The organism is Vibrio sp. Vb1026, from assembly GCF_033338745.1.
Taxonomy (GTDB): Bacteria; Pseudomonadota; Gammaproteobacteria; order Enterobacterales; family Vibrionaceae; genus Vibrio; species Vibrio alginolyticus.
In genome coordinates, this window is sequence record NZ_JAWOTH010000011.1 from 1 (window position 1) to 26,843 (window position 26,843).

The 26,843-nt window shown below is 44.6% G+C and carries 23 protein-coding genes; 7 read left to right on the forward strand and 16 right to left on the reverse strand.

Going from position 1 to position 26,843, the window contains the following annotated elements; all coding sequences use genetic code 11:
• Positions 1–662: 662 nt before the first annotated feature.
• Entirely contained in the window at positions 663–1,535 is an 873-nt protein-coding gene (locus R7E47_RS15955; RefSeq protein WP_318084623.1) for a Tim44 domain-containing protein, read from the reverse strand.
• Between the two features lie 392 nt (positions 1,536–1,927).
• On the opposite strand from R7E47_RS15955, the gene R7E47_RS15960 reads away from it, so the two are divergent.
• The 3 genes from R7E47_RS15960 (at position 1,928) to R7E47_RS15970 (ending at position 5,451) form a co-directional block, all read left to right on the forward strand.
• The gene (locus R7E47_RS15960; protein ID WP_005382308.1) at positions 1,928–2,518 is read left to right on the forward strand and encodes a TetR/AcrR family transcriptional regulator; all 591 of its coding nucleotides are present in this window, start codon (positions 1,928–1,930) and stop codon (positions 2,516–2,518) included.
• 13 nt (positions 2,519–2,531) lie between these two features.
• The gene (locus R7E47_RS15965) at positions 2,532–4,406 is read left to right on the forward strand and encodes an MFS transporter (protein ID WP_005384269.1); all 1,875 of its coding nucleotides are present in this window, start codon (positions 2,532–2,534) and stop codon (positions 4,404–4,406) included.
• Positions 4,407–4,521: 115 nt separating this feature from the next.
• Positions 4,522–5,451 (forward strand): YeiH family protein, encoded by a 930-nt coding sequence (locus R7E47_RS15970; RefSeq protein ID WP_130546593.1) that lies wholly within the window; start codon positions 4,522–4,524, stop codon positions 5,449–5,451.
• Here R7E47_RS15970 and R7E47_RS15975 read toward each other — a convergent pair.
• From R7E47_RS15975 to R7E47_RS16005, 7 genes are all read right to left on the reverse strand, one after another.
• Positions 5,448–5,636 (reverse strand): hypothetical protein, encoded by a 189-nt coding sequence (locus R7E47_RS15975; protein ID WP_064367953.1) that lies wholly within the window; start codon positions 5,634–5,636, stop codon positions 5,448–5,450. The two genes, R7E47_RS15970 and R7E47_RS15975, sit on opposite strands and share 4 nt — an antisense overlap.
• A 100-nt stretch (positions 5,637–5,736) precedes the next feature.
• Positions 5,737–7,164, reverse strand: a complete 1,428-nt coding sequence (gene menE, locus R7E47_RS15980; protein ID WP_258483687.1) for an o-succinylbenzoate--CoA ligase — start codon at positions 7,162–7,164, stop codon at positions 5,737–5,739.
• Positions 7,149–8,138 carry an o-succinylbenzoate synthase gene (gene menC / locus R7E47_RS15985; RefSeq protein WP_318084626.1) on the reverse strand — a complete coding sequence of 330 codons (990 nt, stop codon included), beginning with the start codon at positions 8,136–8,138 and terminating at the stop codon, positions 7,149–7,151. The genes menE and menC overlap by 16 nt, the downstream gene beginning before the upstream one ends.
• Before the next feature lie 125 nt (positions 8,139–8,263).
• Entirely contained in the window at positions 8,264–9,130 is an 867-nt protein-coding gene (gene menB / locus R7E47_RS15990) for a 1,4-dihydroxy-2-naphthoyl-CoA synthase (protein WP_005382318.1), read from the reverse strand.
• Positions 9,123–9,950: a 2-succinyl-6-hydroxy-2,4-cyclohexadiene-1-carboxylate synthase gene (gene menH / locus R7E47_RS15995; RefSeq protein WP_258483688.1), complete on the reverse strand. Its 828-nt coding sequence runs from the start codon at positions 9,948–9,950 to the stop codon at positions 9,123–9,125. The genes menB and menH overlap by 8 nt, the downstream gene beginning before the upstream one ends.
• Positions 9,937–11,655, reverse strand: a complete 1,719-nt coding sequence (gene menD, locus R7E47_RS16000) for a 2-succinyl-5-enolpyruvyl-6-hydroxy-3-cyclohexene-1-carboxylic-acid synthase (protein ID WP_064367946.1) — start codon at positions 11,653–11,655, stop codon at positions 9,937–9,939. Before menD ends, menH begins: the two co-directional genes overlap by 14 nt.
• Entirely contained in the window at positions 11,652–12,959 is a 1,308-nt protein-coding gene (locus tag R7E47_RS16005; RefSeq protein WP_033906881.1) for an isochorismate synthase MenF, read from the reverse strand. Before R7E47_RS16005 ends, menD begins: the two co-directional genes overlap by 4 nt.
• A 217-nt stretch (positions 12,960–13,176) precedes the next feature.
• Here R7E47_RS16005 and R7E47_RS16010 point away from each other — a divergent pair, with 217 nt between their 5' ends.
• The 3 genes from R7E47_RS16010 (at position 13,177) to R7E47_RS16020 (ending at position 16,404) form a co-directional block, all read left to right on the forward strand.
• A complete protein-coding gene (locus R7E47_RS16010; RefSeq protein ID WP_005384283.1) occupies positions 13,177–14,391 on the forward strand; it encodes a pyridoxal phosphate-dependent aminotransferase in 1,215 nt (404 codons plus the stop codon).
• 90 nt (positions 14,392–14,481) lie between these two features.
• The gene (gene yfbR, locus R7E47_RS16015; protein WP_017634778.1) at positions 14,482–15,066 is read left to right on the forward strand and encodes a 5'-deoxynucleotidase; all 585 of its coding nucleotides are present in this window, start codon (positions 14,482–14,484) and stop codon (positions 15,064–15,066) included.
• A gap of 15 nt (positions 15,067–15,081) precedes the next feature.
• A complete protein-coding gene (locus R7E47_RS16020; protein WP_158173743.1) occupies positions 15,082–16,404 on the forward strand; it encodes an anti-phage deoxyguanosine triphosphatase in 1,323 nt (440 codons plus the stop codon).
• Between the two features lie 6 nt (positions 16,405–16,410).
• On the opposite strand, the gene R7E47_RS16025 is transcribed toward R7E47_RS16020, so the two are convergent.
• Positions 16,411–17,025: a tRNA-uridine aminocarboxypropyltransferase gene (locus R7E47_RS16025; protein WP_171344886.1), complete on the reverse strand. Its 615-nt coding sequence runs from the start codon at positions 17,023–17,025 to the stop codon at positions 16,411–16,413.
• A 3-nt stretch (positions 17,026–17,028) separates the two neighbouring features.
• On the opposite strand from R7E47_RS16025, the gene rrtA reads away from it, so the two are divergent.
• On the forward strand, positions 17,029–17,580 hold the full coding sequence (gene rrtA, locus R7E47_RS16030) for a rhombosortase (RefSeq protein ID WP_005382331.1): 552 nt from the start codon (positions 17,029–17,031) through the stop codon (positions 17,578–17,580).
• Positions 17,581–17,678: 98 nt separating this feature from the next.
• Here rrtA and R7E47_RS16035 read toward each other — a convergent pair whose 3' ends face one another.
• The 7 genes from R7E47_RS16035 to tig all read right to left on the reverse strand — a co-directional run bounded on the left by R7E47_RS16035 (position 17,679) and on the right by tig (position 26,616).
• Positions 17,679–17,963, reverse strand: coding sequence for a ComEA family DNA-binding protein (locus R7E47_RS16035; RefSeq protein WP_031777211.1), 285 nt, complete (start codon positions 17,961–17,963; stop codon positions 17,679–17,681).
• Between the two features lie 255 nt (positions 17,964–18,218).
• Complete coding sequence (ppiD, locus tag R7E47_RS16040; RefSeq protein ID WP_053307495.1) at positions 18,219–20,078, reverse strand: peptidylprolyl isomerase; 1,860 nt, start codon at positions 20,076–20,078, stop codon at positions 18,219–18,221.
• 201 nt (positions 20,079–20,279) lie between these two features.
• Positions 20,280–20,552 carry an HU family DNA-binding protein gene (locus tag R7E47_RS16045; protein WP_005382341.1) on the reverse strand — a complete coding sequence of 91 codons (273 nt, stop codon included), beginning with the start codon at positions 20,550–20,552 and terminating at the stop codon, positions 20,280–20,282.
• Positions 20,553–20,743: 191 nt separating this feature from the next.
• Entirely contained in the window at positions 20,744–23,095 is a 2,352-nt protein-coding gene (gene lon, locus R7E47_RS16050) for an endopeptidase La (RefSeq protein WP_005382343.1), read from the reverse strand.
• A 130-nt stretch (positions 23,096–23,225) separates the two neighbouring features.
• Positions 23,226–24,506 carry an ATP-dependent protease ATP-binding subunit ClpX gene (gene clpX / locus R7E47_RS16055; RefSeq protein WP_005382345.1) on the reverse strand — a complete coding sequence of 427 codons (1,281 nt, stop codon included), beginning with the start codon at positions 24,504–24,506 and terminating at the stop codon, positions 23,226–23,228.
• Positions 24,507–24,576: 70 nt separating this feature from the next.
• The gene (gene clpP / locus R7E47_RS16060; protein ID WP_005382347.1) at positions 24,577–25,203 is read right to left on the reverse strand and encodes an ATP-dependent Clp endopeptidase proteolytic subunit ClpP; all 627 of its coding nucleotides are present in this window, start codon (positions 25,201–25,203) and stop codon (positions 24,577–24,579) included.
• 105 nt (positions 25,204–25,308) lie between these two features.
• A complete protein-coding gene (tig, locus tag R7E47_RS16065; protein WP_005382251.1) occupies positions 25,309–26,616 on the reverse strand; it encodes a trigger factor in 1,308 nt (435 codons plus the stop codon).
• Positions 26,617–26,843: the final 227 nt, after the last annotated feature.

Consider the following 26,843-nt stretch of genomic DNA (forward strand, 5'->3'; position numbering starts at 1 on the left):
GAGTGGCCAAAGGGAGCAGACTGTAAATCTGCCGGCACTGCCTTCGATGGTTCGAATCCGTCCCCCTCCACCATATTGAAGAAGCCAGCTCATTGAGCTGGCTTTTTTCGTTTCAGGATCTTGATAGCATAGCCCTACTACAACGAACCTTTCACTCCTAACCGAAACTCTGCTCGATTGAATACCTATCACAGTAAATAAGTGATCAGAAATAACGTAGGGAAAATGCTTGAGAACAAGGCGCAATTTTTTGATAAGTAGTTATTCTACAATCAAAAATTGCAACGCAGTTATCGAGTATTTTAACAAGCTAGAATGACCAGTTATTTACTACGATTGGTATAACCTATACTCAATCTCACTAAAGCAACCAACCCCATGTGAAACTCCACAAACAAAAGGCTGAGGAGCAGATCTTTACCCTACAAACAATGTACTAGCTATTTTGATTTTGTTAGTTCGTATGGCCTTAATATGAATGTTCAATATAAATAGGAAAACACTTGAGGACTTACTAGAAAAAGTGGGCTCGCAAAATTACCAAACGGACTCAATTAGTGATGTTTGTATAAAAACACGTACAAGAAATATAAATGATAGATACAAAAAATCCCGCAGGGGATGCGGGATTTTTACTAGTGACTAAATTGGTTTAAAGGTGACTAGCCTTGAATACCAACGATTAACCATGGCGCATTAGGCGCAGTCAAGTCACGCTCTAGGTGCCAGATATCTTCGATTTCTTCTTCAACACCTTCTACTGTGTCACGGTAACGACCGCTAAACTGCAGACTAAGCTGTGCTTTATTTGCATCGTAATCAGCACGGACGATCTCCGCATCAACGTACATTACGTCAGTATGCTGCTCACCGTCGAGCTTCGCGCGCTCTGCTTTTAGGTCTTCAAACAAGCTTGGAGAAACATATTCTTCAATAGTTTCTAGCTGGTTGTGATTCCACGCACCTTGCAGGATTCGATAGTGTTCACGAGAACCATTAATGAACGCTGCTTGGTCAAAACCCGGTGGGTAGTTATGTGGTACGTCTGTTTGAGCGCCAAAACCACCAAAGCCACCATTATTTGTGTTTGGTTGTTGCTCAAAGTTTTGCATGTTTGGTTGCTCAAACTTAGATGCGTTGCCACCAAATGCAGGCTGTTGACGATGCTGGTTCATACTGCCCTGCTTCGCACCTAGCATACCGCGCATTAGTTTAAAGATGACAAAGGCAATCAAACCAATAATTAGGATATCCATAAACTGGATACCTTCAAAAGCACCGCCAAAGAATGCAGCAAGTAGACCACCAGCAAGAAGTCCGCCTAGCAGACCACCCATAAGGCCTTTCTTACTTGAAGACTTTGTCGTCTTATCTTTGCCGACCGTATTGGTGTTTTGTTGCTGTTGTTTCGGTGCTGGTGCAGTTTTGTAGCTCTTACCGAAAGACTTACTGCCACCAAACTTCTTCGCTTCCGCGATAGGCGTTACAGCAACAGTAAACATCAATAAAGCAACAATAGAAAATAAACGTTTCATCGTTATCCTTAAAGTTAGCTATCTAAGATAGTGCCCCATTTTCAAGACGAAACAATCGTTGTTTCAAACAGTAGCACGCCAAAGATGATTTTTAAGTCATCATACTCTGTATACCGATTGATGAAAATAGCTTATAGAAGCTGACATGTATCAGAATATTGCCAAAAATGCAGACTGCTCACACTGCTTGCAATTCAGCTGAAGGCGCTTGATCAATGTAAAAAAAGTATGGAATAAGTTCACTAATACTCCAGATTGTTTTACTTGAATTAGAATCAGTGACACAGCTCAGAATCCTACACCTTGAGGGCACTTGGACACATTGCCTTGTTGACGGTTAATAGGTAGCTGACTATCATATTGAACGATGTTCAATAAAGTAGTTTGAGAGTATGGCGCGCAGAAACGATCACACCCGAGAAGAGTTAGTGAATTTGACGTTAACAACGGTCAAAAACTTTTTAGATGAGAATTCTTACCACGAACTCAGTCTTCGTAAAATCGCTAACATGATTGGTTACGTGCCAAGCACATTGGTAAATGTTTTTGGTAATTATAATTTGTTGTTGCTTCATGTTGTCGCTCAAACTTTAGATGAGTTATCTCAAGAAGCACGCAAAGCGACTAATGACAGCAAAGACTCCCATCAAGCGCTTTTTGAACTCGCTTATTGCTACCACGATTTTGCTCAAAAACACCCATACCGTTGGCAGTTAGTGTTCGAACACAACATGAATGGAGCAGAACTTCCGGAATGGCATGCCAAACGTATCGATGGTATGACGGGAATGCTAGAGTCACTATTGGCTCAAATCGCACCACATCGTACTGAATCCGAAGTGATTCAAGCGAGTCGAGTCCTTTGGTCTGGCGTACATGGCATTACTTTACTCAGTGTTGATGATAAGTTTTTCTCTAGTGAACCGATTGATGGCAAAGAATTGATCAGTAATCTTCTTTCTAACTACCTCACGAACTGGTAACAAAGGATTATCCATGTCATCCGACAGACAGCCGTCCTTACTTACGCAGAGAAAGTTCCTGCCCTATTTCATTACTCAGTTTTTTGGCGCTTTCAACGACAATATTTTTAAAAACGTTTTGCTGTTGTTTGTCGCATTCGCTGGCTCCAGTGCACTACCTATTTCGAGCAATTTGTTCATCAACCTTGCGGCAGGCTTGTTCATTCTACCGTTCTTTCTGTTCTCTGCTTCCGCTGGCGTATTAGCCGACAAATATGAAAAGTCATGGTTTATTCGTAAGGTCAAACTATTTGAAATAGCCATCATGCTGTTAGGTGCCATCGGATTCATAACCGAAAGTTATGGTGTGCTTTTATTGCTACTGTTTTTAATGGGCACACAGTCAGCATTTTTTGGCCCAGTTAAATATGCCCTTTTGCCTCAAAAGTTAAATGCTAAAGAGTTAGTGCCCGGCAACGCTCTTGTTGAAGCTGGTACCTTTATCGCCATCCTTATTGGCACCTTAGGCGCTGGGATTATAGCCTCTGCAGACAACGCAAAATACCTCGCCGCATTTTGTGTCGTGATCTTCGCATTGTTAGGCTACTTGTCGAGCCGCTCAATCCCCTTTGCTGCAGCCAGCGCGCCCAATCTCTCTTTTCGTTGGCAACCATACAAGCAAACCAAACACACGCTCTCTATCGCCAAATCCGATCGAGTTGTTTTTCAATGCATAATGGCAATAAGCTGGTTTTGGTTTTTAGGCGCCGCATATCTAACACAATTCCCGAATTTCACTAAGATTTACCTAAATGGCACCGAGAGTGCGGTGTCTTTCTTGCTCGCTCTATTTTCCATTGGTATCGCGCTAGGGTCGCTACTTTGCAATTGGATCTCAAACCATCGTATCGAAGTCGGTATTGTGCCAATTGGTGCCTTTGGCATTACGGTATTTGGGTACCTAATGGCCACTTCCATTCCCAATGATCTACCTACTTTCCATAACTTTGTAGACTTCTTTAGATATGAGCCTTTTTGGCCATTATTTTTCTACCTATTGATGATTGGCGCTTCGGGCGGTTTGTTTATCGTGCCTCTTTACGCATTAATGCAGCATCGAGCAAAGGAAACCGAACGTGCTCAAGTCATCGCAGGGCTCAACATTTTTAACTCTCTGTTTATGGTCGGCAGCGCTGTCTTAGGTATTGTGTGCCTAAGTGTAATCAAGATGACAATTCCTCAGCTGTTTGCATTGTTAGCCATTTTAAATTTCTTAGTCGCCGCTTACATCTTTTTGCAAATTCCTATTTTTGTAGTTCGCTTTGTCATGTGGATGCTTACGCACACCATCTATCGAGTTAAGCATAAGAATCTACACAACCTACCCGAGCATGGTGGGGCATTGATTGTATGTAATCATGTAAGCTACATGGATGCATTGCTACTTAGTGCCGTATGCCCAAGGTTGATTCGTTTTGTGATGGAGGAAGATTACGCCAACCTACCTCCATTAAGGCGCTTTTTACGTCGAACTGGGGTAATTCCAATTTCAGCGAGTAACAGAAGCTCTATCAGACGTGCATTTAACGATGTGGAAGCTGCGCTAAGCGAAGGTCATATCGTCTGTATTTTCCCTGAAGGAAGATTAACTTCAGATGGTGAAATGAATGAATTCATGCGCGGTATTGATATAATCCTACGTCGTAGTCCAGTACCTGTCATACCTGTTGCACTTAAAGGCTTATGGGGAAGCTATTTCAGCCGCGCAAAAGGTCGCGCATGCTGTGGCTTACCGACTCGATTTTGGTCAAAGCTAGAAATTGAAGCAGGACAACCGGTGCCACCAAATGAGGCAACGGCAAAAACAATGTTCGATAAAGTGCATCAACTCAGAGGCGACTGGCGATAAAATACGCTTGAACACATGTTTAGAGTAACTGAACATGTGTTCAAATCATTAAGACAAACTGACCACACCCAGTGCGATATACTCTCCCTTTCATTCACAACAGCGAATAAAAACCTTGAATAGAAACTACCTCCTGTTTGGATTGGCGTTACTTTTTTGTCTAACCCCTCTTGCCTCCTCTCCCATTGCTCTAGTTATCGGTTTTCTACTCGCAAGTTTTGGTTTTGTGCCTTCCGAGCTGCCCATCGCTTCTTTTACTAAAAAGCTGCTGTCTTACTCGATTATTGGCTTAGGCTTTGGCATCAACTTTGAGCAAGCACTTGCAGTCACATCGGATGGTATCGGCCTGATCATCGCCACTATTACAGGCACACTGATCATGGGCACTCTCATTGCCAGGGTAATTAAATTGGAGCGAGTAACCGCTTACTTAATCTCATCAGGTACTGCAATTTGTGGTGGTAGCGCAATTGCTGCTGTGGCACCGGCGATTAAAGCGAAAGACGAGCAGATTGGATTAGCACTGGCAACGGTATTTGTCCTGAACTCCATTGCACTCTTTGTGTTTCCTGTGATTGGACATGCTTTAGGGCTAGATCAACACACGTTTGGCACATGGGCTGCGATTGCCATTCATGACACATCTTCTGTTGTCGGGGCTGCCTCGGCCTATGGGGAAGAAGCACTAACGACGGCAACAACATTGAAACTCGCGCGCGCTTTATGGATCATTCCTGTTGCTTTGATCAGTGCCGTCATCTTTTCAAGAGGCCAAAAAGAGAATGGAAAGAAAAAACTAGCTATCCCTTATTTCATTTTTTGGTACTGTGCAGCTATCGCGTTTAGCGACTTATTTCCTCAATTTGAAATGGTCTATCACGGCATTTTCATTGGAGCAAAGCAAGCGTTGGTTGTATGTCTGTTCTTGATAGGTTGTAGCATTTCAATTTCAAAACTAAAGTCTGCTGGAGCTAAGCCACTGTTGTTTGGTGTGACTCTGTGGGTGTTAATTTCGACCACTTCTCTAAGTTGGTTACTGTTTTAGATATTGGTGGCCTGCTTATCGCGTTGAGGGGACGGTATTTCCCGTTTGCTATTTTTGTATATAACGACCAACGCAATAGCGATCAAAAATGCCGTTAGCTCTGCAAGAGAGCGGGCTAGCCCTTCACTACTTATCGCGATACCAATTTGTAGTGCTACTGCCGCAATTAAAACTAGCTTTGCCATCCTGAACCTTATGCATTTTCTCTCCACGAAGAAGCATAATTATGATTCAGAGTTATAAGGATACGAAATTCTCTTTATGACTAATACATAGCAAAATTGACTAATGCTGAAGTGATGACAGTAGCCACTCTTTCACGGCCTTACGTGAAATTTTGATCCCACCTTCTAGTAGAGTTAGTGGCATTACATGGTATTCCACTGGCCATTTAAACTTCTCTAACTTTGATTGCAAGTGCTGGTCATACTCCGACTTGCTGCGCAATCCATTGGTCTGAATCACAGCTACTGGTCTATGACCAAACTCCGCGTCTTCGACTGGAACCACTATACTCTGCACTACACCATCAATTTGGTTCAAAGCGGCTTCAATCTCTTCACAATGGATATTCTCACCACCAGAGATAAACTGATTGTCGGCACGGCCGATTATCTTTAATTCATCACCTTGCCACTCGCCAAGATCTTTGCTGTCAAACCAGCCTTTCTCATCCAGAAATGGGGTAACATGCCCTTGATGGAAATACCCTGCCGCTAATGTCTTACCGCCAACAAAAATGCGTTGGTCAACTAATTTTATCTTACGGTGCTTCAATACATGTCCAGCATTACTGGTGCTGTCAATTCTCTTTGCGGTAACGGTAGAGGCCGCCTCCGTCATCCCATAACCTAACCACGTCTCAATGCCTTGCCCTGATGCTCGTAGTGCCAACTCATGATCAACGTGACTGCCGCCCAGTAGCACATGTGTCAATGACAAATGTGCATCATCATCCAATAACCGTTTGAGCTGAGTCGCAACCAAAGAAGCGTGTGATACGCCCTGAACATCATCAACAAGTTTCCCTGAACCGACTTTTAGTGTTGCTCCGACATATAGCCAACGATAGACCATCGCTAATCCAGAGACGTGATACAGCGGAAGCGATAACAGCCAAGCATCTTGCTGAGTGAAAATGAACTCCTGCAACAAGCCCTCTGCAGACGCAAGATGCTGTCGATGTGTATGAACCACAGCTTTAGGCTCCCCTGTAGAGCCAGAAGTAAATACTACTGAAGCGAGCCGGTCATGATGATAGCTATCTTCAGTCAACGAATCACTCTCTTGCTGTGATACTACAGGCGATGAAAGCAATGTTGCCTTGAGTTTTTGTATATCATGTTCAGAAAAGGTCGAAGCGCACTCCTGAGAAAACCAGATAAACCGAGTTTGATCAGGCCTGTAAAGTGTAGCAAGCTTACCCTGCAACTTATCTAGTGGTTGTTCCATGGTCAGCGCAGCGAGCGCACCTAACTGTTTGGAGGCAAGATAAAACAACAGTGTTTCTACTTGGTTCTTGCCAACCAAAGTCAGCACATCCCCCCGAGTTACACCCAAGTCATTCAAATAGTGAGTGTATTGGTCAATACGCTTCGAGAGTTGTTGCCAGTTTAATACTTCTGTTGATGTCTTGAGTGCAATAGAAAAAGGGCTCGTTTGAGCCCAATATTTCCATGGTGCCTTCGCAATATTGTCTACGCAGAATGCCACACAATCTCCTGGTCTTTTAGAGGAAGAACGGGAAGTTCACACTTAGGCCAGCCCTGCTCTAGCTGAGCTTTGAGTAAGCCAATCGTATCCAAACCTGGAACTTCATCAGGCAGCTGCCATTGGGCAAAGCGCGCTAATTGAGTTAAACCGAGACTGGATTCAATGCTCGAGCTAATCACTGCTTTCATCCCCAGTGACTTCGCTTTCTCTATCAGTGTAATACAAAAATCCACTGAACCAATGAGTGTGGGTTTGATGATGATCGTTTTCACACCAGTTAGATCTTCAAGACGGAAATCTTCACGACGAACCGCATCTTGCAATGTTTCATCCCAAGCGATAGCAATACCAGTATTAATCGCAAAAGAGAGACTATCGCCAGGAGAGCAGCACGGCTCTTCTAGAAACGTGATTCGTTGACGCAGAGACGGAGCAATGTACTTAGCGAACTGCTGCGCTTTTTCTGGTGTCCAAGCGCGATTGGCATCGAGTCGAAGCGTTAATTGAGGGATTGATTCAAGAAAAAGGTTCACAAGCATGCCATCGCGAATTGGCTCATAAAGTCCAACTTTCACCTTAGCGACTTTCTCACCTTCCATTTCGTTCAGCTTTGGAATGAGCTCATCTGGGTCGCCAGTGCATAGTGGCGCTGTTTGGTATTTACCTTGTTGTGGTAAGCCACCAGCTAATTCAAGCTGTGCCATCGATAAACCAAACGCAACCGACGGGTACATCTTGGCATAATCCACATCCAACTCTGCTACCCAACGCTCCGCCTGTTCTTGTAGCTGAACACCCGCATCTTCGGTGCTCTCTAAGCTAAAACCAGGAAGAGGAGCGACTTCTCCAAGCCCTGTTTTACCATCTTCGGAAAGCGCAACAACATAACCAACACGTTCGGTTAGCTTGTTGTCACGTAGGATGACACCACTATCCATGGGCAAGCTATAACGATAAATTTTCGCTTCACGCATAATTCAAGTCCTATGTAATGCCGTATATTTGAGCGTTCTGACGAGCAATCCCACCAGCCTCCCAGAGGGCGAGGCGCTCAGGAAAAAAGGAACAGAGGAGCTAACACGCTCCTCATTTAGACGGATTATGGGTTGCGAGGGAATTTATCGAAGTCTGGGCGACGCTTCTCGTTAAAGGCATTACGACCTTCTTGGCCTTCATCAGTCATGTAGAACATCATCGTTGCGTTACCCGCTAGCTCTTGCAGACCCGCTTGACCATCACAATCTGCGTTTAATGCAGCTTTCAGGCAGCGCAATGCCATTGGGCTGTGCTGTAGTACTTCACGACACCAACGAACGGTTTCTTTCTCTAGATCCGCTAGTGGTACAACTGTGTTTACTAGGCCCATGTCTACTGCTTCTTGAGCATTGTAGAAACGACATAGGAACCAAATTTCGCGAGCTTTCTTTTGGCCTACGATGCGAGCCATGTAAGATGCGCCCCAACCTCCGTCAAATGAACCCACTTTAGGGCCTGTTTGACCAAATTGAGCGTTGTCAGCTGCAATCGTTAGGTCACACATCATGTGCAGAACGTGACCACCGCCAACAGCCCAACCCGCTACCGATGCGATCACTGGTTTTGGACAAGTACGAATATCGCGTTGGAAGTCCAATACGTTTAGGTGGTGCGTACCTTGGTCGTCTTTATAGCCGCCGTAGTCGCCACGGATCTTCTGGTCGCCGCCAGAACAGAATGCGTCTTCACCTAGACCTGTCAGAATGATCACGCCAACACCAGAGTCGTAACGCGCATCTGCCAACGCATCAATCATCTCTTTTACCGTTTGAGGACGAAACGCGTTACGCACTTGAGGACGCGCAATGGTGATTTTCGCGATACCATCTTCAGACTTATGGTAATGAATGTCCTCGTATTTCTCGCCGCAATCTTTCCATTGAACCGGAGCGTAAAGTTCTTCTTCAGAAATGCCTACTGTTTTAGCCATGGTGATTCCCATTGTTCTCGTTACTCTCACCAAAGTGAGACTGAATTATTTGCTTGGTATGTATCGCAAACTGTTTGGGCTGCTCTTGATGGACGTTATGACCAGCGCCTTCAACTTGTCGATACGCCAACCCGCTATGTTGTGCCAGTTGGCTAAATTTTTGGTCTTTCTCACCACACAAGTAATACACTGGTATGTTCTGCTTTTGCAGTGAGGGCAACAAATATGCCTGTTTGGCTAACGATGTCGCCATCAACATATTCGCCACCGCTGAGCCAAGATTATCACTTCGCTTCGCAATGAATGTTTGTCTTTGCTCATGGTTTAGTGAAGAAAACACCGCTTGTTGGTACCAATCGTTCAAAACACGTTCAAGTGGTTCAGTTTTGAAACGCATTGCCCAGCGAGCATCATTCTCTAATCTCACCTGTTTCTCTGACTCAGTTTGAAGCCCGAAGTTTCCCCCTTCAACAATCGCGCCCGCAATATTGAGATCTGGAAAGCATTGATGGGCAATACCATGCATCGCAATGCGGCCGCCCATAGAGTAACCAATCAAAATAAATGGTTGTTGTGAGGGAAATAATAAAGATAGTGTGGAACCAAGAAGTTTGCAGCAATCATTCAGATCGCTGCAAGAAATAGATTGGCTGTGCCCATGACCAGGGAGGTCAACCGTAACACGTTCATACTCGGGTAACGCGTTGATACACGCTTGCCAATCTTCACCGCTACCAAGCAAGCCATGCAAAAACACCAAAGTGGGCAACGTTCTACTTTGGTGTTTTTCTAATACAGGGAAACGTTCAAAGTAAAGCATTCAGACTCTTATTAAATGCCTTGAGTGTCTCAGCAGCTTGATTAGGTGGGGTTTGAACCTCGACCAGCAACGTTCCTTGGCGGTGACATAAATGCTCTTTTACAGATGATTGGAATTGCTCCAGTGTAGAAACATGCAAATACGCCAAACCAAACTGCTTTGCCGCGTGTTCAAACTGATAACCATGAGGCATTTGATAATATGTCGTCCTGCGCTCTGGTGGTACTGGCAACATATCAAAAATCGCACCGCCGTCATTATTAGTAACAACAAGTACCGCCGGCAGTTTATTGTGAGAAAATAGCGCCAGAGAATTGAGATCATAAAGTGCTGCTGTGTCACCGATATACATTAGTAACGGATTACCTCTTGCCCGTTGCACGCCTGATGCCGCAGCAAACAAACCGTCAATCCCTGATGCGCCTCGATTAGTGAAAACCTCTACACCATCCAATTTTCCGTACATATCAACAAGCCGAACAAACAAGCTATTACCCAAGAAAACATCTACGTTCTTTGTGCGCTCGTTGATGTCTGCTGCCAACGCAATTTCGTCAATGGCAGACGCTGAATCAGATAGGAAGGCTTCTTCGATACGTTGATGAACTCGCTTAACGTCATTCGCTAACCTATCAGCCCACCCAGCAAATATTGACTTCTCAAAACTAATGCGAGAAACCCACGTTTTAGGAGGCTCAACCCAGTGCATTTGCGCCAGATGATTTTGGTTATTCCGGTCCATACAAGGTGAGACATACCAATACTGAACGTCTTTACTTTGTTGATTTTTCGATACTTGTTTATCAATCCATTGGTTCAAACGTTTGGAGATGATTCGGCTACCAAATTGGATAATAAGTTCACAAGATTCAAGCTCGTTTACGAACTCGGGAAGTTGAAGCCATACATCGTAATACGCCCAATCCGAACTGAGACCACTTTGCGGGTCTGCAAGTACTGGCCATCCCATCTTTTGTGCAAATGCCTGCGCCGACTTCGCTTGTTCAAGCGGTAAGCTGCCAATCACAACCAAGCCTTTTTTGTCTGAAAAAGGCGGGATGTTCGCCTGTGACAAATGGCTAAAACGCTGAGTATAAGTGCCGCTTCCTTTTCGCCATCCGGCGACCGAATCTAAGTAGGTTTGATAATCCGCTTTTGCGCCGTTGGAATACAAAGGCTCTGGAAATGCACAATTAATATGAACGGCACTACCCTGCAATTGCTGAGTAAACATCACTTCGTCAACAGAGGTCAGCAACCAGTTAAGCGACGTTGCTAAATTTGGGCTTGGTAAATTCAAACTGGCCGAAACATGATGTGAAAAAATACCCAATTGATTTATCGCTTGGTTTGCACCACAGCCGACAAGTTCTACTGGACGATCTGCTGTCAGCAGCACCAGTTTTTCACCAGTAAGTTTGGCTTCGGCAACCGACGGTAATAAGTTCGCCACTGCCGTACCAGAGGTAACGATAATTGCCACGGGTTCCTGAGTAGCTTTCGCTAAACCAAGAGCCATAAAGCCCAATCCACGCTCATCAAAATGAGTATGAATGGAAAAGTCGGACTGTTCTGCCGCTTCTAAAGTCAAAGGCGTAGAACGAGATCCGGGAGCGATACAAACATGCTTAACGCCAAATCGCTGAAGCTCAATCAATATGGTTTCTGACCAAACTCGATTGAGCACCGCTTGGTCATGACTCATGATGCGACTCCCAATGGCGGATGATCAGAAATCAGCGTAAGTAACGTCGACATTTTCTTATCAAGTTCTGCCCACTCATGTTCTGCAATGGAGCCTGGAACAATCCCTGCGCCCGCAAACAGTTGTACTTGCTCACCGAGCACAAGCGCACTTCTGATTGCGACACAAAACTCTGCACGCTCATGGCTAATGTAACCCATAGAGCCTGCGTACCAGCCGCGTGCAAACGGCTCATTATCCAATATAAATTGCATCGACTCTTGTCGGGGTAAGCCAGCAACCGCCGCTGTTGGCTGAAGCGCCGATAACAACTGAACACCATTTATCCCCGCTCTTAGACTAGCGTGAATATTTCGCTTAAGGTGCTGCACTTTTCGTAGTCTGACCAAACTCGGTTCAGCTTCCACTTCAACCATTTCAGAATGCGGTGATAGACGATCAATGATGTCGTCCACCACATACTGGTTTTCGTTGAGGTTCTTTTGGTCTTGGGATAACCAATTCGCCAACTCCATATCTTGAGTGGCATTGTCCCCCCGACCAATCGTACCTGCTAACGCTTCGGTATGTAGCTCATGCCCTACGCGAGAATACAAACGTTCTGGCGTAGACCCCATAAAACTGTGCTTACTGTCTAAGCTCAGCATGAAATGGAAGCTATGATGGTTATTTAAGTAACTTGCTTTAAGTAGCTGTGCAGCACTTAATGTGTTATCAAGCTGCACGGTAGAGCGACGCGCTAAAACCACTTTCTTAAAATCATCATTCTCTATACCAGTCAGAACCTTATGAACTAACTCATTCCATTGAGGCTGACTTGGCGTATGAACAATAGAGCGGATGTGAGACGAAATTGGAGCTAAGGTTGCGACCTCACAAACCAGTTTATTCAACCCAGCTAGAGTTCGCGCTTTGTCTTCTGAAATATTAACTGCGAGAGACCACTGTTGGTCAAAACGAATTAACTCAATTTGAGGCAAAAAGAAAAAAGAAGGCATACAGCGGCGATTCTTCTCATGCTGCCCATCAAAAGAGCGCCCGCCCCAAACTCTTTGCCCTTCACCTAGAATGGTATAAGCAGGACCTGGCTCAACAAAAGCGTGCAATTGCCCTAGTGCAACGACCTCTTCACGTGTATCGCGGGACTGCCAATAAAACTTAGGGAAAAGTGGTTGTGCATCAAGCCAATCAATAAATGAGAAATTGGGTTTCTCGCTAAGGGGCTCGACCAGACGTGTTTGATTGCCTTCCGATTGCTGAACTCGCTCGATAATTCTCTTTACGGCTTGATGGAACTGTGACAAATCAACCTCGTTGTATGTGAGGATAAATGGTAACTGACGGCTACTCTAAGTTTAGACCCAAAGCAAATCAAGGTCGTATGCGATCTTTTGCAAAATCCTGTGATAGCAAGCGAGCAAAACTTAACCAGCAGACAGATTATTTACAGATATATATTCTAATAAAAAACAAATTATTGTATTTTAATAAAGAAATTAACGAATTTTTAGGAATTAAACAATGCAAAATATCGGGATGTCGTCAAAACTCGACAATGTCTGCTACGACATTAGAGGTCCTGTACTCAAACATGCTAAGCGCATGGAGGAAGAAGGGCATAAAATCCTAAAGCTAAACATTGGTAACCCTGCCCCATTTGGTTTTGACGCCCCTGATGAGATTTTAGTCGACGTGATTCGTAATCTGCCGACTTCTCAAGGCTATTGTGATTCCAAAGGTATTTACTCTGCTCGTAAAGCTGTGGTCCAACACTATCAGCGTAAAGGTATACGCTCGCTAGATGTCGAAGATGTGTATGTAGGTAACGGCGTGTCTGAGTTGATCGTAATGGCCATGCAAGCGCTATTAAACAATGGCGACGAAATGCTGATCCCAGCACCAGACTATCCGTTATGGACAGCTTCAGTTGCACTATCTGGTGGTAAGCCGGTTCATTATCTATGTGATGAAGAAGCTGACTGGTACCCAGACCTTGAAGACATCAAAAAGAAAATCACACCAAAGACACGTGGCATTGTTCTGATCAACCCGAACAACCCGACAGGTGCGGTATACAGCCGTGACTTCCTACTTGAAGTGATTGAGATAGCACGCCAGCACAAACTGATCATTTTCGCAGATGAGATCTACGACAAAGTGTTGTACGACGGTGCAACACATACCTCAGTCGCTACACTCACTGAAGACGTGCTAGTCATGACATTCAATGGCCTTTCAAAAGCCTACCGTGTTTGTGGTTTCCGTGGTGGCTGGATGTTCCTAACGGGGCCTAAACATCTAGCTCAAGGATACGTGAATGGCTTGGAGCTGCTTTCATCAATGCGTTTATGTGCAAACGTACCAATGCAACATGCCATTCAAACCGCGTTAGGTGGATACCAGAGTATCAATGAACTGATTTTACCTGGCGGACGCTTATTAGAGCAGCGCAACCGAGCGTATGAATTGATCAATCAGATTCCTGGTGTTTCTTGTGTCAAACCTAAGGGTGCGATGTACCTCTTCCCGAAAATCGACACTAAAATGTACAACATCAAGAACGATCAGCAGATGGTTTTAGATTTCTTAAAACAAGAGAAGGTCTTACTGGTGCAAGGTTCTGGTTTTAACTGGCCAAAACCAGACCACTTCCGCATCGTGACACTACCGCACGTTGAAGATCTAGAAATCGCCATTGGACGTTTTGAAAGATTCCTATCAACCTACAGCCAGTAATGAATCACTGGTAGTAATTAGTGCTGATCTCTCATATGCTTAGAGGAACTCCTAGTGAGTTCCTTTTTTACACCAGAAACGGAGAAAGCCATGAAAGAAAGCCATTTTTTCGCCCACCTGGCTCGAATGAAGCTGATCCAACGCTGGCCTTTAATGCGGTCCGTCTCACCAGAAAACGTTTCAGAGCATAGCTTACAAGTTGCTTTTGTCGCTCATGCCCTTGCCCTAATTAAAAACAAAAAGTTCGGCGGCAACCTTAATCCAGAACGCATCGCGATTCTGGCCATGTACCATGACTCCAGTGAAGTATTAACGGGTGATCTTCCAACTCCAGTGAAGTATTACAACCCTGAAATTGCCAAAGAATATAAGAAGATAGAATCGGCAGCGGAACAAAAATTACTCTCAATGTTACCGGAAGAGTTCCACGATGATTTTGCCCCCTATCTTCTTTCTCACTCTGCACACGAAGAGGACGCAAAAATCGTTAAGCAAGCCGATTCCATCTGTGCCTATTTAAAATGCCTTGAAGAACTAAGCGCCGGCAACCATGAGTTCGCTCTGGCAAAAAAACGCTTAGACGTCACTTTGCAAGAACGCAGAACGCCTGAAATGGATTACTTTCTCAATACCTTTGCCCCAAGTTTCGAATTATCGTTAGATGAAATCAGTTAGCTTACGGAGATAATCGTGTCGTTTGAATTACACCCGCAATGGCAAGAGCGCCATGATGATGAGCATAAAATCCGTCGAGACGACCATCGGAGCCCGTACCAACGAGACCGAGCGCGCATTCTTCACTCGGCTGCATTTCGACGCCTACAAGCAAAAACCCAAGTACACGGCAATAGCTTGGAAGACTTTCACCGCAGTCGGTTAACACACTCCTTAGAAGCGTCGCAACTCGGGACCGGTATCGTCGCCCAACTAAAGAAAAAACAACCAGAGTTCCGTGATCTATTGCCGTCAGACAGCTTAATTGATTCATTATGTTTGGCGCACGACATCGGGCATCCTCCATACGGTCATGGGGGAGAAGTCGCTCTAAACTACGTAATGCGCGAACATGGCGGCTTCGAGGGGAACGCCCAAACCTTTCGTATCGTCACTAAGTTAGAGCCTTATACTGAGCATTTCGGAATGAATTTATCACGCCGCACACTGCTTGGTTTGATTAAGTACCCTGCCCTCATTAGTCAAACACGCTCCGTCAAGTTGCCTCAACCAGCCGAGCATCAACGTAAACTAAAAGCAAAAGATTGGAGCCCAGCTAAAGGCATTTATGATTGTGATAAAGACTTATTTGATTGGGTAATTGCACCGCTTTCTGACAACGACAAGGCATTGCTTAGTCTGATGCGTTCAACGCCAGAATCGGAGTTTGAACACAGTAAAACGCGTTTTAAATCAATCGATTGCTCAATCATGGAGCTAGCAGATGATATCGCCTACGGTGTTCATGATTTAGAAGATGCAATCGTACTTGGTATGGTGACACGTCAGCAATGGCAAGAAGGCGCAGCAAGTCAATTAGCGGACTGTGGCGACCCGTGGTTTGAAGCTCATATCGATTCCATCGGACAGATGCTATTTAGCGGGAAGCACCATGAGCGGAAAGATGCCATCGGTGGTATGGTTAACGCGCTACTGACCAGCATTTCAATCAAAGCGGTGGATGAGCCGTTTAATAACCCGTTACTGTCTTGGAATGCGTGTTTAGAACCACAGATGGCACGTGCACTTGGCGTACTCAAGCACTTTGTCAGCACCTTCGTTATCCAAGTCCCGCAGGTCCAGATCGTTGAGTATAAGGGTCAGCAAATTATTATGGATATTTTTGAAGCGTTAACAGCAGACCCAGAGCGATTACTATCCGTTCATACAAAAGATCTGTGGTGTCAGGCGAAGAGCGAGAGCAATAAGATGAGGGTCATCGCCGATTATATTTCTGCAATGACCGATGGTCACGCGCAAAAGCTACACCGCCAACTTTTCTCTTCCATCGTTCTTTAGTAACACTCAACCTTTCAAGTAATTCTTTTCAAAAACGCCCGGAGGCATCTGGGCGATTTGGAATTCGATCATATTTTCAAAGGCATGCATAAGCGGTGTAAAGTCGCGCTCGGGTTCAAGCAAGCGAAGCGAATGATAACCAGCCTCGACTGTCGATAAGCTATTCTCAGAGGGCGCCTTACGAATGGTGTAGTGCCCTTGTAGTTGCTTAGGCAACTGCACGGTTGGGAGTGGATGTAAGTTGCTTGAGAGTTGCCACATTTTGTACGCTTTTTTCCACGTACCATCGAGCAAAATCAAACGTATTTTCTTAGATACACTATGACTCGCTTGAGTGATTTCAGAAATGCATCGTGACTCTTCTGATGGGTAAAGAACAAAATGTTGATATGACTCATCCGCTAATAAGTGATTTAAGGCATCATCACAAGAAAAGTCCTCTCCTATCAAACAAATACAGTTATCTAAACTCAAATTGAGAATCCGTGCCGTACCAAGCGGACGATGTTCTTCACTCGTGTGCTGAAGAATGATAAGTTCTACCTCGCTTGCCAGCGGTACAATCCATTGGCAAATACACGCTTTTTGCGATTTTCCACAACGAGAACAATAACGAGACATAGAGTGAACCTTTATACCTTGCTGAGTATTATCAGCGTGATCTGTTTGATACTTCAATTTGAACCAATGGCAAGCCTAACCGAGTGGCACAGCTACAATATACGCCATGGTGAATGGTGGCGAATCGTAACAGGAAATCTCACACATACCAACTTTGCGCACTTAGGAATGAACCTCGCCGGATTGTGGATCATTACTTTTATTTTTCGCCCAAGCACTCGTAACTTCCTTATCGTTTTTTCAATCTTATGTGCATGTGTTGGTGCGCTGAATTTGTTTACCAACATGTCGGTATACGTGGGTTTATCCGGCGTATTACACGGATTGTTTGGATTTTGGGCGCTCAGAGAAGTCTTTGAAAGCAGAAGAAGCAGTGTGTTGTTAGTCGGAGGGCTAATCGCCAAAGTAGCATGGGAGCAGGTCTATGGCCCATCCAGCAGTACTGCTGAGCTTATCGGTGCAAACGTTGCTATTGATGCTCATATGTTTGGCGCACTCGGTGGGTTAGTAATGGCTTTACTGGAAAAAGGCCTTCGCCGTCGTTTATTCGGATAAAAAATCCCGAACCACGAAAGAGGGGCTGGTTCGGGAAAGCAGTAATAGGGAAACAGATATTGTTCTGAATTCAGACTCAATATCTGCAATACATCAAGCTACAGTAAAATGCGGTCTTCGTTTTTCTTAACTGTCGCTTCACCTATGCCTTTTACGCTCTTCAAATCTGCTGCCGTTTTAAAAGGGCCATGTTCCTCGCGGTAGTCCACTATACTCTGCGCTTTCTTCTCACCTATACCTTTCAACATGGTCGCAATTTCTTCAGCAGTGGCCGTGTTGATATTTACAGTAATTTCAATTCCTTCATATTTGTCAGTGGCTGAATCCGCAGCCATGCTAAAAGGTGCAAAAACAAATAAGCACAATGTCAAAATCCATTTCATATTGAACATACAATCTCCAAAATAGTAGGCTAAAAACAGTCGTCGAGAGCGAGTCACTATCAAGTTTGCAATGGAAAGCAATATGGTTATGCATTTAACAAACTGAGATGACCCGGAATTCACAACGGCCGCTATCACTTAAACGCGCACTAATTTAAGTAATGCCTATTGATGATTGAAGTTCATAAAGACAAAAATAAAACGGACCGCTTATGCGGTCCGTTTTATTCAACATACAAATTACACTAATTGTGCTTAGTTGCTCACAACAAAGTACTCAATGTCAGTATTTGCACGCAGTACGGCTAGTACAGATGATAAATCTTGCTGAGAAGATGCACGCTGCATTTGCATCGCAACTTGATCTTCTAACTCACTATCTAGCTCTGCGTTTACAGCATCAAGCTCGATGATAATGATGTTACCTTCAAGATCTTTAGACTGACCGTATACTGGTTTACCATCGACTGGTTTTGCCATCGCGAATACCGTTGTTGCCAACGGAGAACGACGATCTACTGTCTCTTGTTCACCAAAGGCAAGATTGTTTTCAGCAAGCACGTTCGTCTTACCTTCTTTCAATGCCGCAACGACTTGTGTTCCAAGTTCCATCGCTTCTTGCTCACCTTTAACACGAGATAGCTCTGCAACAACCTGATCTTTCACTTCTTCTAATGGAAGAACTGTCTCGTCACGCGCATCTTCAACACGAACAACGATAATATGCTCAGGCGCAACTTCGATAGCTTCAGAGTTTAGGCCATCTTCTTTAACTTCAGGACTTAGGATAGCTTGCATTACCGCAGGGCTACGAAGCACTTCAGGTGCATCAACCTGAGAAATAAAGTCCGTTGTCTTCACTTCTTGGTTAACCGCTTGAGAAGCATCATACAATGAGTCTGGGTATTCAAACGCTACGCGCTCAAGCTCATTTTGCAACTCGTAGAATTGATCGATCGCTTGTTGGTCAACCATCTCTTGTTTGATTTCAGCAGCGACTTCTTCAAATGGCTTCGCCACAGAATCTTTTAGCTCTTCAAGCTTGATAATGTGATAGCCAAAGTCCGACTTTACTAGACCCGACGTATCGCCAGGATTCTTCAGTGCGAATGCCGCTTCTTCAAAAGCAGGGTCCATCACATCACGCTCAATCCAACCTAGGTCACCACCGTTTTCAGCGCTGCCAAAATCGTCAGATTTCTCTTGAGCAAGCGTCGCAAAATCTGCACCCGCGTTTAGCTCACCTAGGATAGCTTGCGCTTTTGCTTCATCGTCCCCTTCTACAAGAATGTGAGCGACACGGCGTTGCTCTTCTGAAGAGTATTTGTTTAAGTGCTCGTCGTAGTACTTTTTCACCTCAGCATCAGAAACATTAACTTGTTCCTTTAGCGCTTCAGCTGACAGTTCGATGTAAGAGACTTTAACCTGCTCTGGGCGTGTAAAGTTGTCTGGGTTTGCTTTGTAGTACTCTTGAATTTCTTCGTCGGTCAATTCAATATTTTTCGCAAACTCCGCTAAGTCGATCTGAATCGTGCGAATATCACGAGTTTGAGTGAACAGCTTGCCTTCTGCTTGTACTTCACCCGGCAGAATAAATTCACTGTTTTGTAGCGCATTCAGCAGTTGCTCACGAACCAATTCACGACGCATGTACTCAGCAAAAGAGTCTGGCGAAAAGCCTGCACGACGCAAAGAAGCTTGATAGATCTCTTGATCAAACTGACCATTAGATTGGAACTGAGGCATGTCTAGAATCATGCTACGCACTTGAGTGTCGCTGATTCGCAGACCCAAAGCTTCAGCTTGTTGGTCAAGCAACACGTCATTGATCATTCGATCTAAAACGGATTTGCGGAAAGATTCAACATATGCAGGGTCAGCCAGCATTTGAGAGAAGTAGTCACCCAACTGAGCTTGCATACGGTTACGCTCATTTTGGTATGCCATCTCGAACTCACCACGAGGAATCTCAGTGTTACCGACTTTCGCTGCAGAGTTGTTGCTACCACCAACGATGTAGCTACCTACACCTGCAAATACGAAAGACAGGATGATAAGTCCAAGGATAATTTTGACCGCGATGCTATTCACGCCTTCGCGTAGTCGATCCATCATAATTTAACTGCTCTCCACAATTGAAGCCTACTGCTTCTATCTAATAGAAATAATGGCGCAATAATATCAGAAAAAGAAATGCGCATCAGTATGATGCGCATAATTTAAGAAAGTTCGGCTCGAAGTTTGTAAATTTTTGTTCGAAACTTATTGTTTGAGCAAAAGTTAAGCAAATGGCCGGTTACAGAAATAACGCCGTGATTAGTTACAAGCGTCTTTCAGTGCTTTACCAGCTTTGAAAGCTGGTACTTTTGCTTCTGCGATTTGGATTTCTTCACCAGTTTTTGGGTTACGACCAGTACGTGCAGCACGAGTACGAACGCTGAATGTACCAAAGCCAACTAGAGCGACTTGATCACCAGATTGAAGAGTTCCGCTTACTGCTTCGATGAATGCATCTAGAGCACGACCCGCTGACGCTTTAGAAATATCTGCATTTTCTGCGATTTGTTCTACTAACTGAGTTTTATTCACTGTAATTTCCCCTTTGTGTCATCTGTGATTATTTTTGTGATGACTTTCGTTCCATTGTTAAGAAAATATGCTCCACCCCTTATTCATCAAGGGCTGGCAGCTATCGAAACTAACTTAGCGCCCAAAAAAAACGCTGACAAGCCTTTTTGGGCTTATCAGCGTAAACTTTTACTTATTTTTGCTACACATCACTATTTTTGAGACTCAAACTCAACGCCCGTCGGGTCTCGCTCTAGTGCGACTTTCAGTACTTCATCAATCCACTGTACAGGGATAACTTCCAGATCAGCGATAACATTATCAGGAATCTCTTCCAAATCACGCTCGTTATCTTTTGGAATTAGCACTGTCTTAATGCCACCACGGTGTGCCGCAAGTAACTTCTCTTTTAAGCCGCCGATAGGTAGAACCTCACCACGCAGTGTGATTTCACCCGTCATCGCTACTTCTGCTTTCACAGGGTTGCCTGTCAGAGAAGAAACCAATGCTGTACACATTGCTGTACCCGCACTTGGACCATCTTTTGGTGTCGCGCCTTCCGGGACGTGTACGTGAATATCTTTCTTCTCGTAGAAGTCAGTATTGATACCTAGCTTTTCTGCACGAGAGCGAACCACTGTCATTGCTGCTTGGATAGACTCTTGCATCACATCACCAAGAGAACCCGTTTGTGTCAGCTTACCTTTACCTGGCATTGATTGAGTTTCAATCGTTAACAGATCGCCACCCACCTCTGTCCAAGCTAGGCCAGTTACTTGACCAATTCGGTTACTTTCATCCGCTTTACCGTAATCGAAACGTTGAACACCTAAGTACTCTTTTAGGTTGTCCATCGTTACCGTTACTGACTTGATGTCCTTATCCAGCAAGATGTTCTTCACCGCTTTACGGCAGATCTTAGAAATCTCACGCTCTAAGTTACGGACACCCGCTTCACGCGTGTAGTAACGAATGATGCCAATAATCGCAGAATCTTCAATGACGATCTCATCCGCTTTCAAGCCATTACGCTTCACTTGTTTATCAACAAGGTGACGTTTTGCAATGTTCAGCTTCTCGTCTTCGGTGTAACCAGATAAACGAATAACTTCCATACGGTCTAACAATGGACCCGGGATGTTCATCGAGTTCGATGTCGCAACAAACATAACGTCAGAGAGATCGTAATCCACTTCTAGGTAGTGATCGTTGAACGAGTTATTCTGTTCAGGATCAAGTACTTCTAGCAGAGCCGATGCTGGATCACCACGCATATCGGAAGACATTTTGTCGATTTCGTCCAATAAGAACAGCGGGTTCTTCACACCAACCTTCGACATCTTCTGGATCAATTTGCCTGGTAATGAGCCGATATAAGTACGACGGTGACCACGAATTTCCGCTTCATCACGCACACCACCCAACGCCATACGAACATACTTACGGCCTGTAGCTGAAGCAATTGAACGACCAAGAGATGTTTTACCGACACCAGGAGGACCAACAAGACAAAGGATAGGACCTTTTAGCTTGTTGATACGGTTTTGAACCGCCAGGTATTCAAGGATACGTTCTTTGACGCGTTCTAGACCGTAGTGATCTTCATTAAGAACCTCTTCTGCTTTCGCTAAGTTTTTCTTAACTTTTGAGCGCTTAGCCCAAGGAACGCTGACCATCCAATCGATGTAGCTACGAACCACTGTTGCTTCAGCAGACATTGGAGACATCATCTTAAGCTTTTGCAGCTCTTGCTCTGTCTTTTCACGTGCCTCTTGAGGCATTTTTGATTCGTCAATCTTCTTCTGTAGCGTTTCGAACTCGTCTGGTGCGTCTTCCATCTCACCAAGTTCTTTCTGAATCGCTTTCATTTGCTCATTCAGATAGTACTCACGCTGAGATTTTTCCATTTGCTTTTTAACGCGACCACGAATTCGTTTTTCAACTTGCAGCAAGTCGATCTCTGATTCCATCTGGCCCATCAGGAATTCCAGACGCTCAGTGACGTCAACAATTTCAAGCACTTGCTGCTTATCCACCAACTTCAACGGCATATGAGCCGCAATGGTATCCGCTAAGCGTGCGGCTTCGTCGATACCATTAAGTGACGTTAGCACTTCTGGTGGAATCTTCTTGTTTAGCTTAATGAACCCTTCAAACTGATTAATCGCGCTGCGAACAATCACTTCTTGCTCACGCTCATCCAATTCTGGCGTAACAACAAATTCAGCTTCCGCTAGGAAGAAGTCACTCTCTTTAAAGTGATTGATTTTTGCTCGCTGCTGGCCTTCGACCAATACTTTTACTGTGCCATCCGGAAGCTTCAAGAGCTGGAGAATGGTGGCTACCGTACCTACGTCAAATAGGTCGTCAACCGTAGGCTCGTCAGTATCCGCTTGCTTTTGTGCCACAAGAAGAACTTGTTTGTTGGTTTCCATCGCCGTTTCTAGACAGCTAATCGATTTCTCACGACCAACAAACAATGGAATAACCATGTGTGGGTAGACCACTACGTCACGTAGAGGTAGTACCGGGATCTCGATACGCTCGGAACGTTCCAAGTTCATATAATTCTCTCTTCCGCTTTCACGTTTAACGTATTACTTAAGGCAGTATATGGGGGCTAATTGTTTGGATTCAATAAGAGAAATAAAAAAAGGAGGTAATTACTTACCTCCTTTTTCATTATGGCTGAATTTACTCTGCTCCAGCTGCCTGATTGTCTGCGTTACTGTAAATAAGCAGTGGCTCTGACTCGCCATTAATGACGGACTCATCAATCACGACTTTACTAACGTCTGTTGCAGATGGTAATTCGTACATGGTTTCAAGTAGCACGCCTTCAAGAATCGAGCGTAAGCCACGAGCACCTGTTTTACGCTCCATTGCTTTTTTCGCGATAGCGCGCAGCGCATCTTCACGGAATTCAAGTTCAGCGTTTTCTAGCTCAAACAATGCTGCATATTGCTTGGTCAGTGCGTTCTTCGGTTCACATAGGATCTGAATCAACGCTTCTTCATCAAGCTCAGTCAGTGTTGTTGTTACAGGTAGACGACCAATGAATTCTGGAATGAGGCCGTACTTCACTAAGTCTTCAGGTTCAACTTGAGTAAATAGCTCACCTACCGTCTTCGATTCATTCTTCGAACGAACTTCAGCACCAAAGCCAATACCTGTACCTGTTGCAACACGCTGCTCAATCACTTTGTCTAAGCCAGCAAAAGCACCACCACAGATGAACAGGATCTTAGATGTGTCCACTTGTAGGAATTCTTGCTGAGGATGCTTACGACCACCTTGAGGTGGAACCGATGCAACCGTACCTTCGATAAGTTTTAGTAGCGCCTGCTGAACACCTTCACCAGATACGTCACGCGTAATAGATGGGTTTTCAGCTTTGCGTGAAATCTTATCAATTTCATCAATGTAAACGATGCCGCGTTCCGCTTTAGCTACATCGTAATCACATTTTTGCAGAAGCTTTTGGATGATGTTTTCAACGTCTTCACCTACGTAACCGGCTTCGGTTAGTGTCGTCGCGTCTGCCATTGTAAATGGCACATCCAAGAATCGAGCTAATGTCTCCGCAAGTAGTGTTTTACCGCTACCTGTAGGACCAATTAGAAGGATGTTACTCTTACCAAGCTCCACACCTTCGCTCGTTGTATCACCATTGCGTAAACGCTTGTAGTGGTTATATACCGCAACTGCGAGCACTTTTTTCGCGTAATCTTGCCCGATCACATAGTCATCAAGGTGTTCACGGATCTGTTTTGGCGTTGGTAACGCTTCAGATTCTTTCTTAGGGAGAACATCCTTGATTTCTTCGCGAATAATATCGTTACATAAGTCGACACATTCGTCGCAAATGTACACTGACGGACCTGCGATTAGCTTGCGAACTTCGTGCTGACTTTTGCCGCAGAAAGAACAGTACAGCAATTTACCGCTGCCACTTTCTTTGCTTTTATCTGTCATTCGCTAACCTCTTAGCCTTTACTCTTCATGAATGAGTGTATATCAATTTTTGCCAAAATGCGCTGGCTAATTACTCGCCACGGTGGCTTAACACTGCATCCACGATACCGTATTCCACAGCCTGCTCTGATGACATGAAGTTATCACGATCAGTGTCGCGCTCAATGACTTCAAGAGGTTGGCCTGTATGTTCTGCTAACAACTTGTTTAGCTTCTGTTTAATCGTCAGGATTTCCTGAGCATGGATTTGGATATCAGAAGCTTGACCCTGGAAACCACCCAATGGTTGGTGGATCATTACACGAGAGTTAGGCAGTACGTAACGCTTACCTGGCGCACCACCTGCAAGCAGGAAGGCACCCATTGAACATGCTTGACCCATACACACAGTGCTGACATTTGGCTTAATGAACTGCATGGTATCGTAAATAGACATACCAGCTGTTACGCTGCCGCCTGGCGAGTTGATGTATAGGAAAATATCTTTATCTGGATTTTCAGATTCTAGGAAAAGTAGCTGAGCCACGACAAGGTTTGCCATGTGGTCTTCCACTTGACCCGTTAAAAAAATCACGCGCTCTTTCAGCAGACGTGAGTAGATGTCGTAAGAGCGTTCGCCTCGGGAAGTTTGTTCAACCACCATTGGTACTAGCGCGTCCATAATTGGCGACATTGCATTTTTTTCTTGGTAGCTCATATTCTTATGTCCCTAAAATAAATGGCCCGGATGATGACTATCATACGGACCATTGTTAGCAGAATAGTTAACGTTAAGTCAACCTTCTACGCAAGATATTGCTTATTAAGCAGCAGGTTGTTGTTGGTTAAGTAGCTCGTTGAAGCCTACTTCTTTCTCAGAAACCTGTGCTTTAGCGATGATCGCGTCGATTGCTTGCTCTTCTAGAGCTACGTTGCGCATGTTGTTCATCATTTCTTCGTTTTGCTCGTAGTAAGCAATAACTTCTGATGGATCTTCGTATGCAGTAGCCATTTCTTCGATTAGCGCTTTAACTTTCTCGTCGTCCGCTTTTAGCTCTTCAGATTTGATTACTTCACCTAGTAGAAGACCAACAACTACGCGACGTTTAGCTTGTTCTTCGAACAGTTCACGTGGAAGCTGAGCAGCAGCTTCTGGGTTACCACCGAAGCGTTGTGCAGCTTGTTGACGTAGAACTTGGATTTCTTGCTCGATAAGCGCTGATGGTACGTTGATGTCGTTTTGCTCAACTAGACCGTCAATCGCTTGCTCTTTGATGCGGTTCTTAACAGCTTGCTTAAGTTCGCGTTCCATGTTCTTACGAACTTCAGCTTTAAGTGCTTCAACACCACCTTCAACAACACCGAACTTAGCAACGAACTCGTCGTTTAGTTCTGGTAGTTCACGAGCTTCAACTTTGTTCACTTTGATTGCGAACTTAGCTGCTTTACCTTTTAGGTTTTCAGCGTGGTAATCTTCTGGGAAAGTCACGTCGATGTCGAATTCCATACCAGCAGTTTTACCTGCGATACCGTCTTCGAAACCAGGGATCATGCGACCAGCACCCATTTCTAGAGGGAAGTTCTCAGCTTTACCGCCTTCGAACTCTTCACCGTCGATAGAACCAACGAAGTCGATGCTTACGCGTTTGCCATCTTCTGCTGCTTCTTCAACTTCAACCCAAGTTGCTTGTTGCTTACGTAGAGTATCGATCATCTCTTCTACGTCTGCATCTTTAACTTCTGTTAATGGTTTTTCAACAGTGATGCTCTCTAGGCCTTTAAGCTCAACTTCTGGGTAAACTTCAAAAGTTGCAGTGAAAACTAGGTCTGAACCTTCTTTGTTCTCTACAGGAGCGAAAGTTGGAGCGCCAGCTGGGTTGATTTTCTCTTTAACGATAGCTTCGATGAAGTGGCGTTGCATTACTTCACCAAGAACGTCTTGACGTACTGCTTTGCCGTACATCTTAGCAACCATTTTTAGAGGCACTTTACCCTTACGGAAACCATCGAAACGACGGTTTTTAGCGATGTTGCGTAGTTCAGCTGTTACAGCGTCTTCGATGTTTGCAGCTGGAACAGTAATGTTTAGACGGCGCTCTAGGCCCTCTAGCGTTTCAACAGTAACTTGCATTATATATAAACCTCTAAAGTGGCTCGGTTTTCCGAGCGTATGAGCGAAACTCAGAGGAGCTTACGCTTCATCCTTGTGTAGTGTTCTGTCCGAACACCTAATTTAAAATCGAGTATCGATACTGGTTGTCAGTACCGGACTAATCAGTGATATCTTCGATAAAATAACCAAAGGTATCTCCTATTAGCCTCAGGACAGAATTTTTAGACGCGACATTCTAGCGATCT

Bases quoted from the DNA above. Each gene is read 5' to 3' on its own strand.
- menD (WP_064367946.1), bottom strand. From the start codon at position 11,655: ATGAGTCATGACCAAGCGGTGCTCAATCGAGTTTGGTCAGAAACCATA.
- tig (WP_005382251.1), bottom strand. From the start codon at position 26,616: ATGCAAGTTACTGTTGAAACGCTAGAGGGCCTAGAGCGCCGTCTAAAC.
- R7E47_RS16025 (WP_171344886.1), bottom strand. From the start codon at position 17,025: ATGTCTCGTTATTGTTCTCGTTGTGGAAAATCGCAAAAAGCGTGTATT.
- yfbR (WP_017634778.1), top strand. From the start codon at position 14,482: ATGAAAGAAAGCCATTTTTTCGCCCACCTGGCTCGAATGAAGCTGATC.
- menH (WP_258483688.1), bottom strand. From the start codon at position 9,950: ATGCTTTACTTTGAACGTTTCCCTGTATTAGAAAAACACCAAAGTAGA.
- ppiD (WP_053307495.1), bottom strand. From the start codon at position 20,078: ATGATGGATCGACTACGCGAAGGCGTGAATAGCATCGCGGTCAAAATT.
- menB (WP_005382318.1), bottom strand. From the start codon at position 9,130: ATGGCTAAAACAGTAGGCATTTCTGAAGAAGAACTTTACGCTCCGGTT.
- R7E47_RS15960 (WP_005382308.1), top strand. From the start codon at position 1,928: ATGGCGCGCAGAAACGATCACACCCGAGAAGAGTTAGTGAATTTGACG.
- clpP (WP_005382347.1), bottom strand. From the start codon at position 25,203: ATGAGCTACCAAGAAAAAAATGCAATGTCGCCAATTATGGACGCGCTA.
- R7E47_RS15955 (WP_318084623.1), bottom strand. From the start codon at position 1,535: ATGAAACGTTTATTTTCTATTGTTGCTTTATTGATGTTTACTGTTGCT.
- lon (WP_005382343.1), bottom strand. From the start codon at position 23,095: ATGAACTTGGAACGTTCCGAGCGTATCGAGATCCCGGTACTACCTCTA.
- R7E47_RS16010 (WP_005384283.1), top strand. From the start codon at position 13,177: ATGCAAAATATCGGGATGTCGTCAAAACTCGACAATGTCTGCTACGAC.
- R7E47_RS16035 (WP_031777211.1), bottom strand. From the start codon at position 17,963: ATGAAATGGATTTTGACATTGTGCTTATTTGTTTTTGCACCTTTTAGC.
- R7E47_RS15965 (WP_005384269.1), top strand. From the start codon at position 2,532: ATGTCATCCGACAGACAGCCGTCCTTACTTACGCAGAGAAAGTTCCTG.
- menC (WP_318084626.1), bottom strand. From the start codon at position 8,138: ATGCGTGAAGCGAAAATTTATCGTTATAGCTTGCCCATGGATAGTGGT.
- R7E47_RS15975 (WP_064367953.1), bottom strand. From the start codon at position 5,636: ATGGCAAAGCTAGTTTTAATTGCGGCAGTAGCACTACAAATTGGTATC.
- clpX (WP_005382345.1), bottom strand. From the start codon at position 24,506: ATGACAGATAAAAGCAAAGAAAGTGGCAGCGGTAAATTGCTGTACTGT.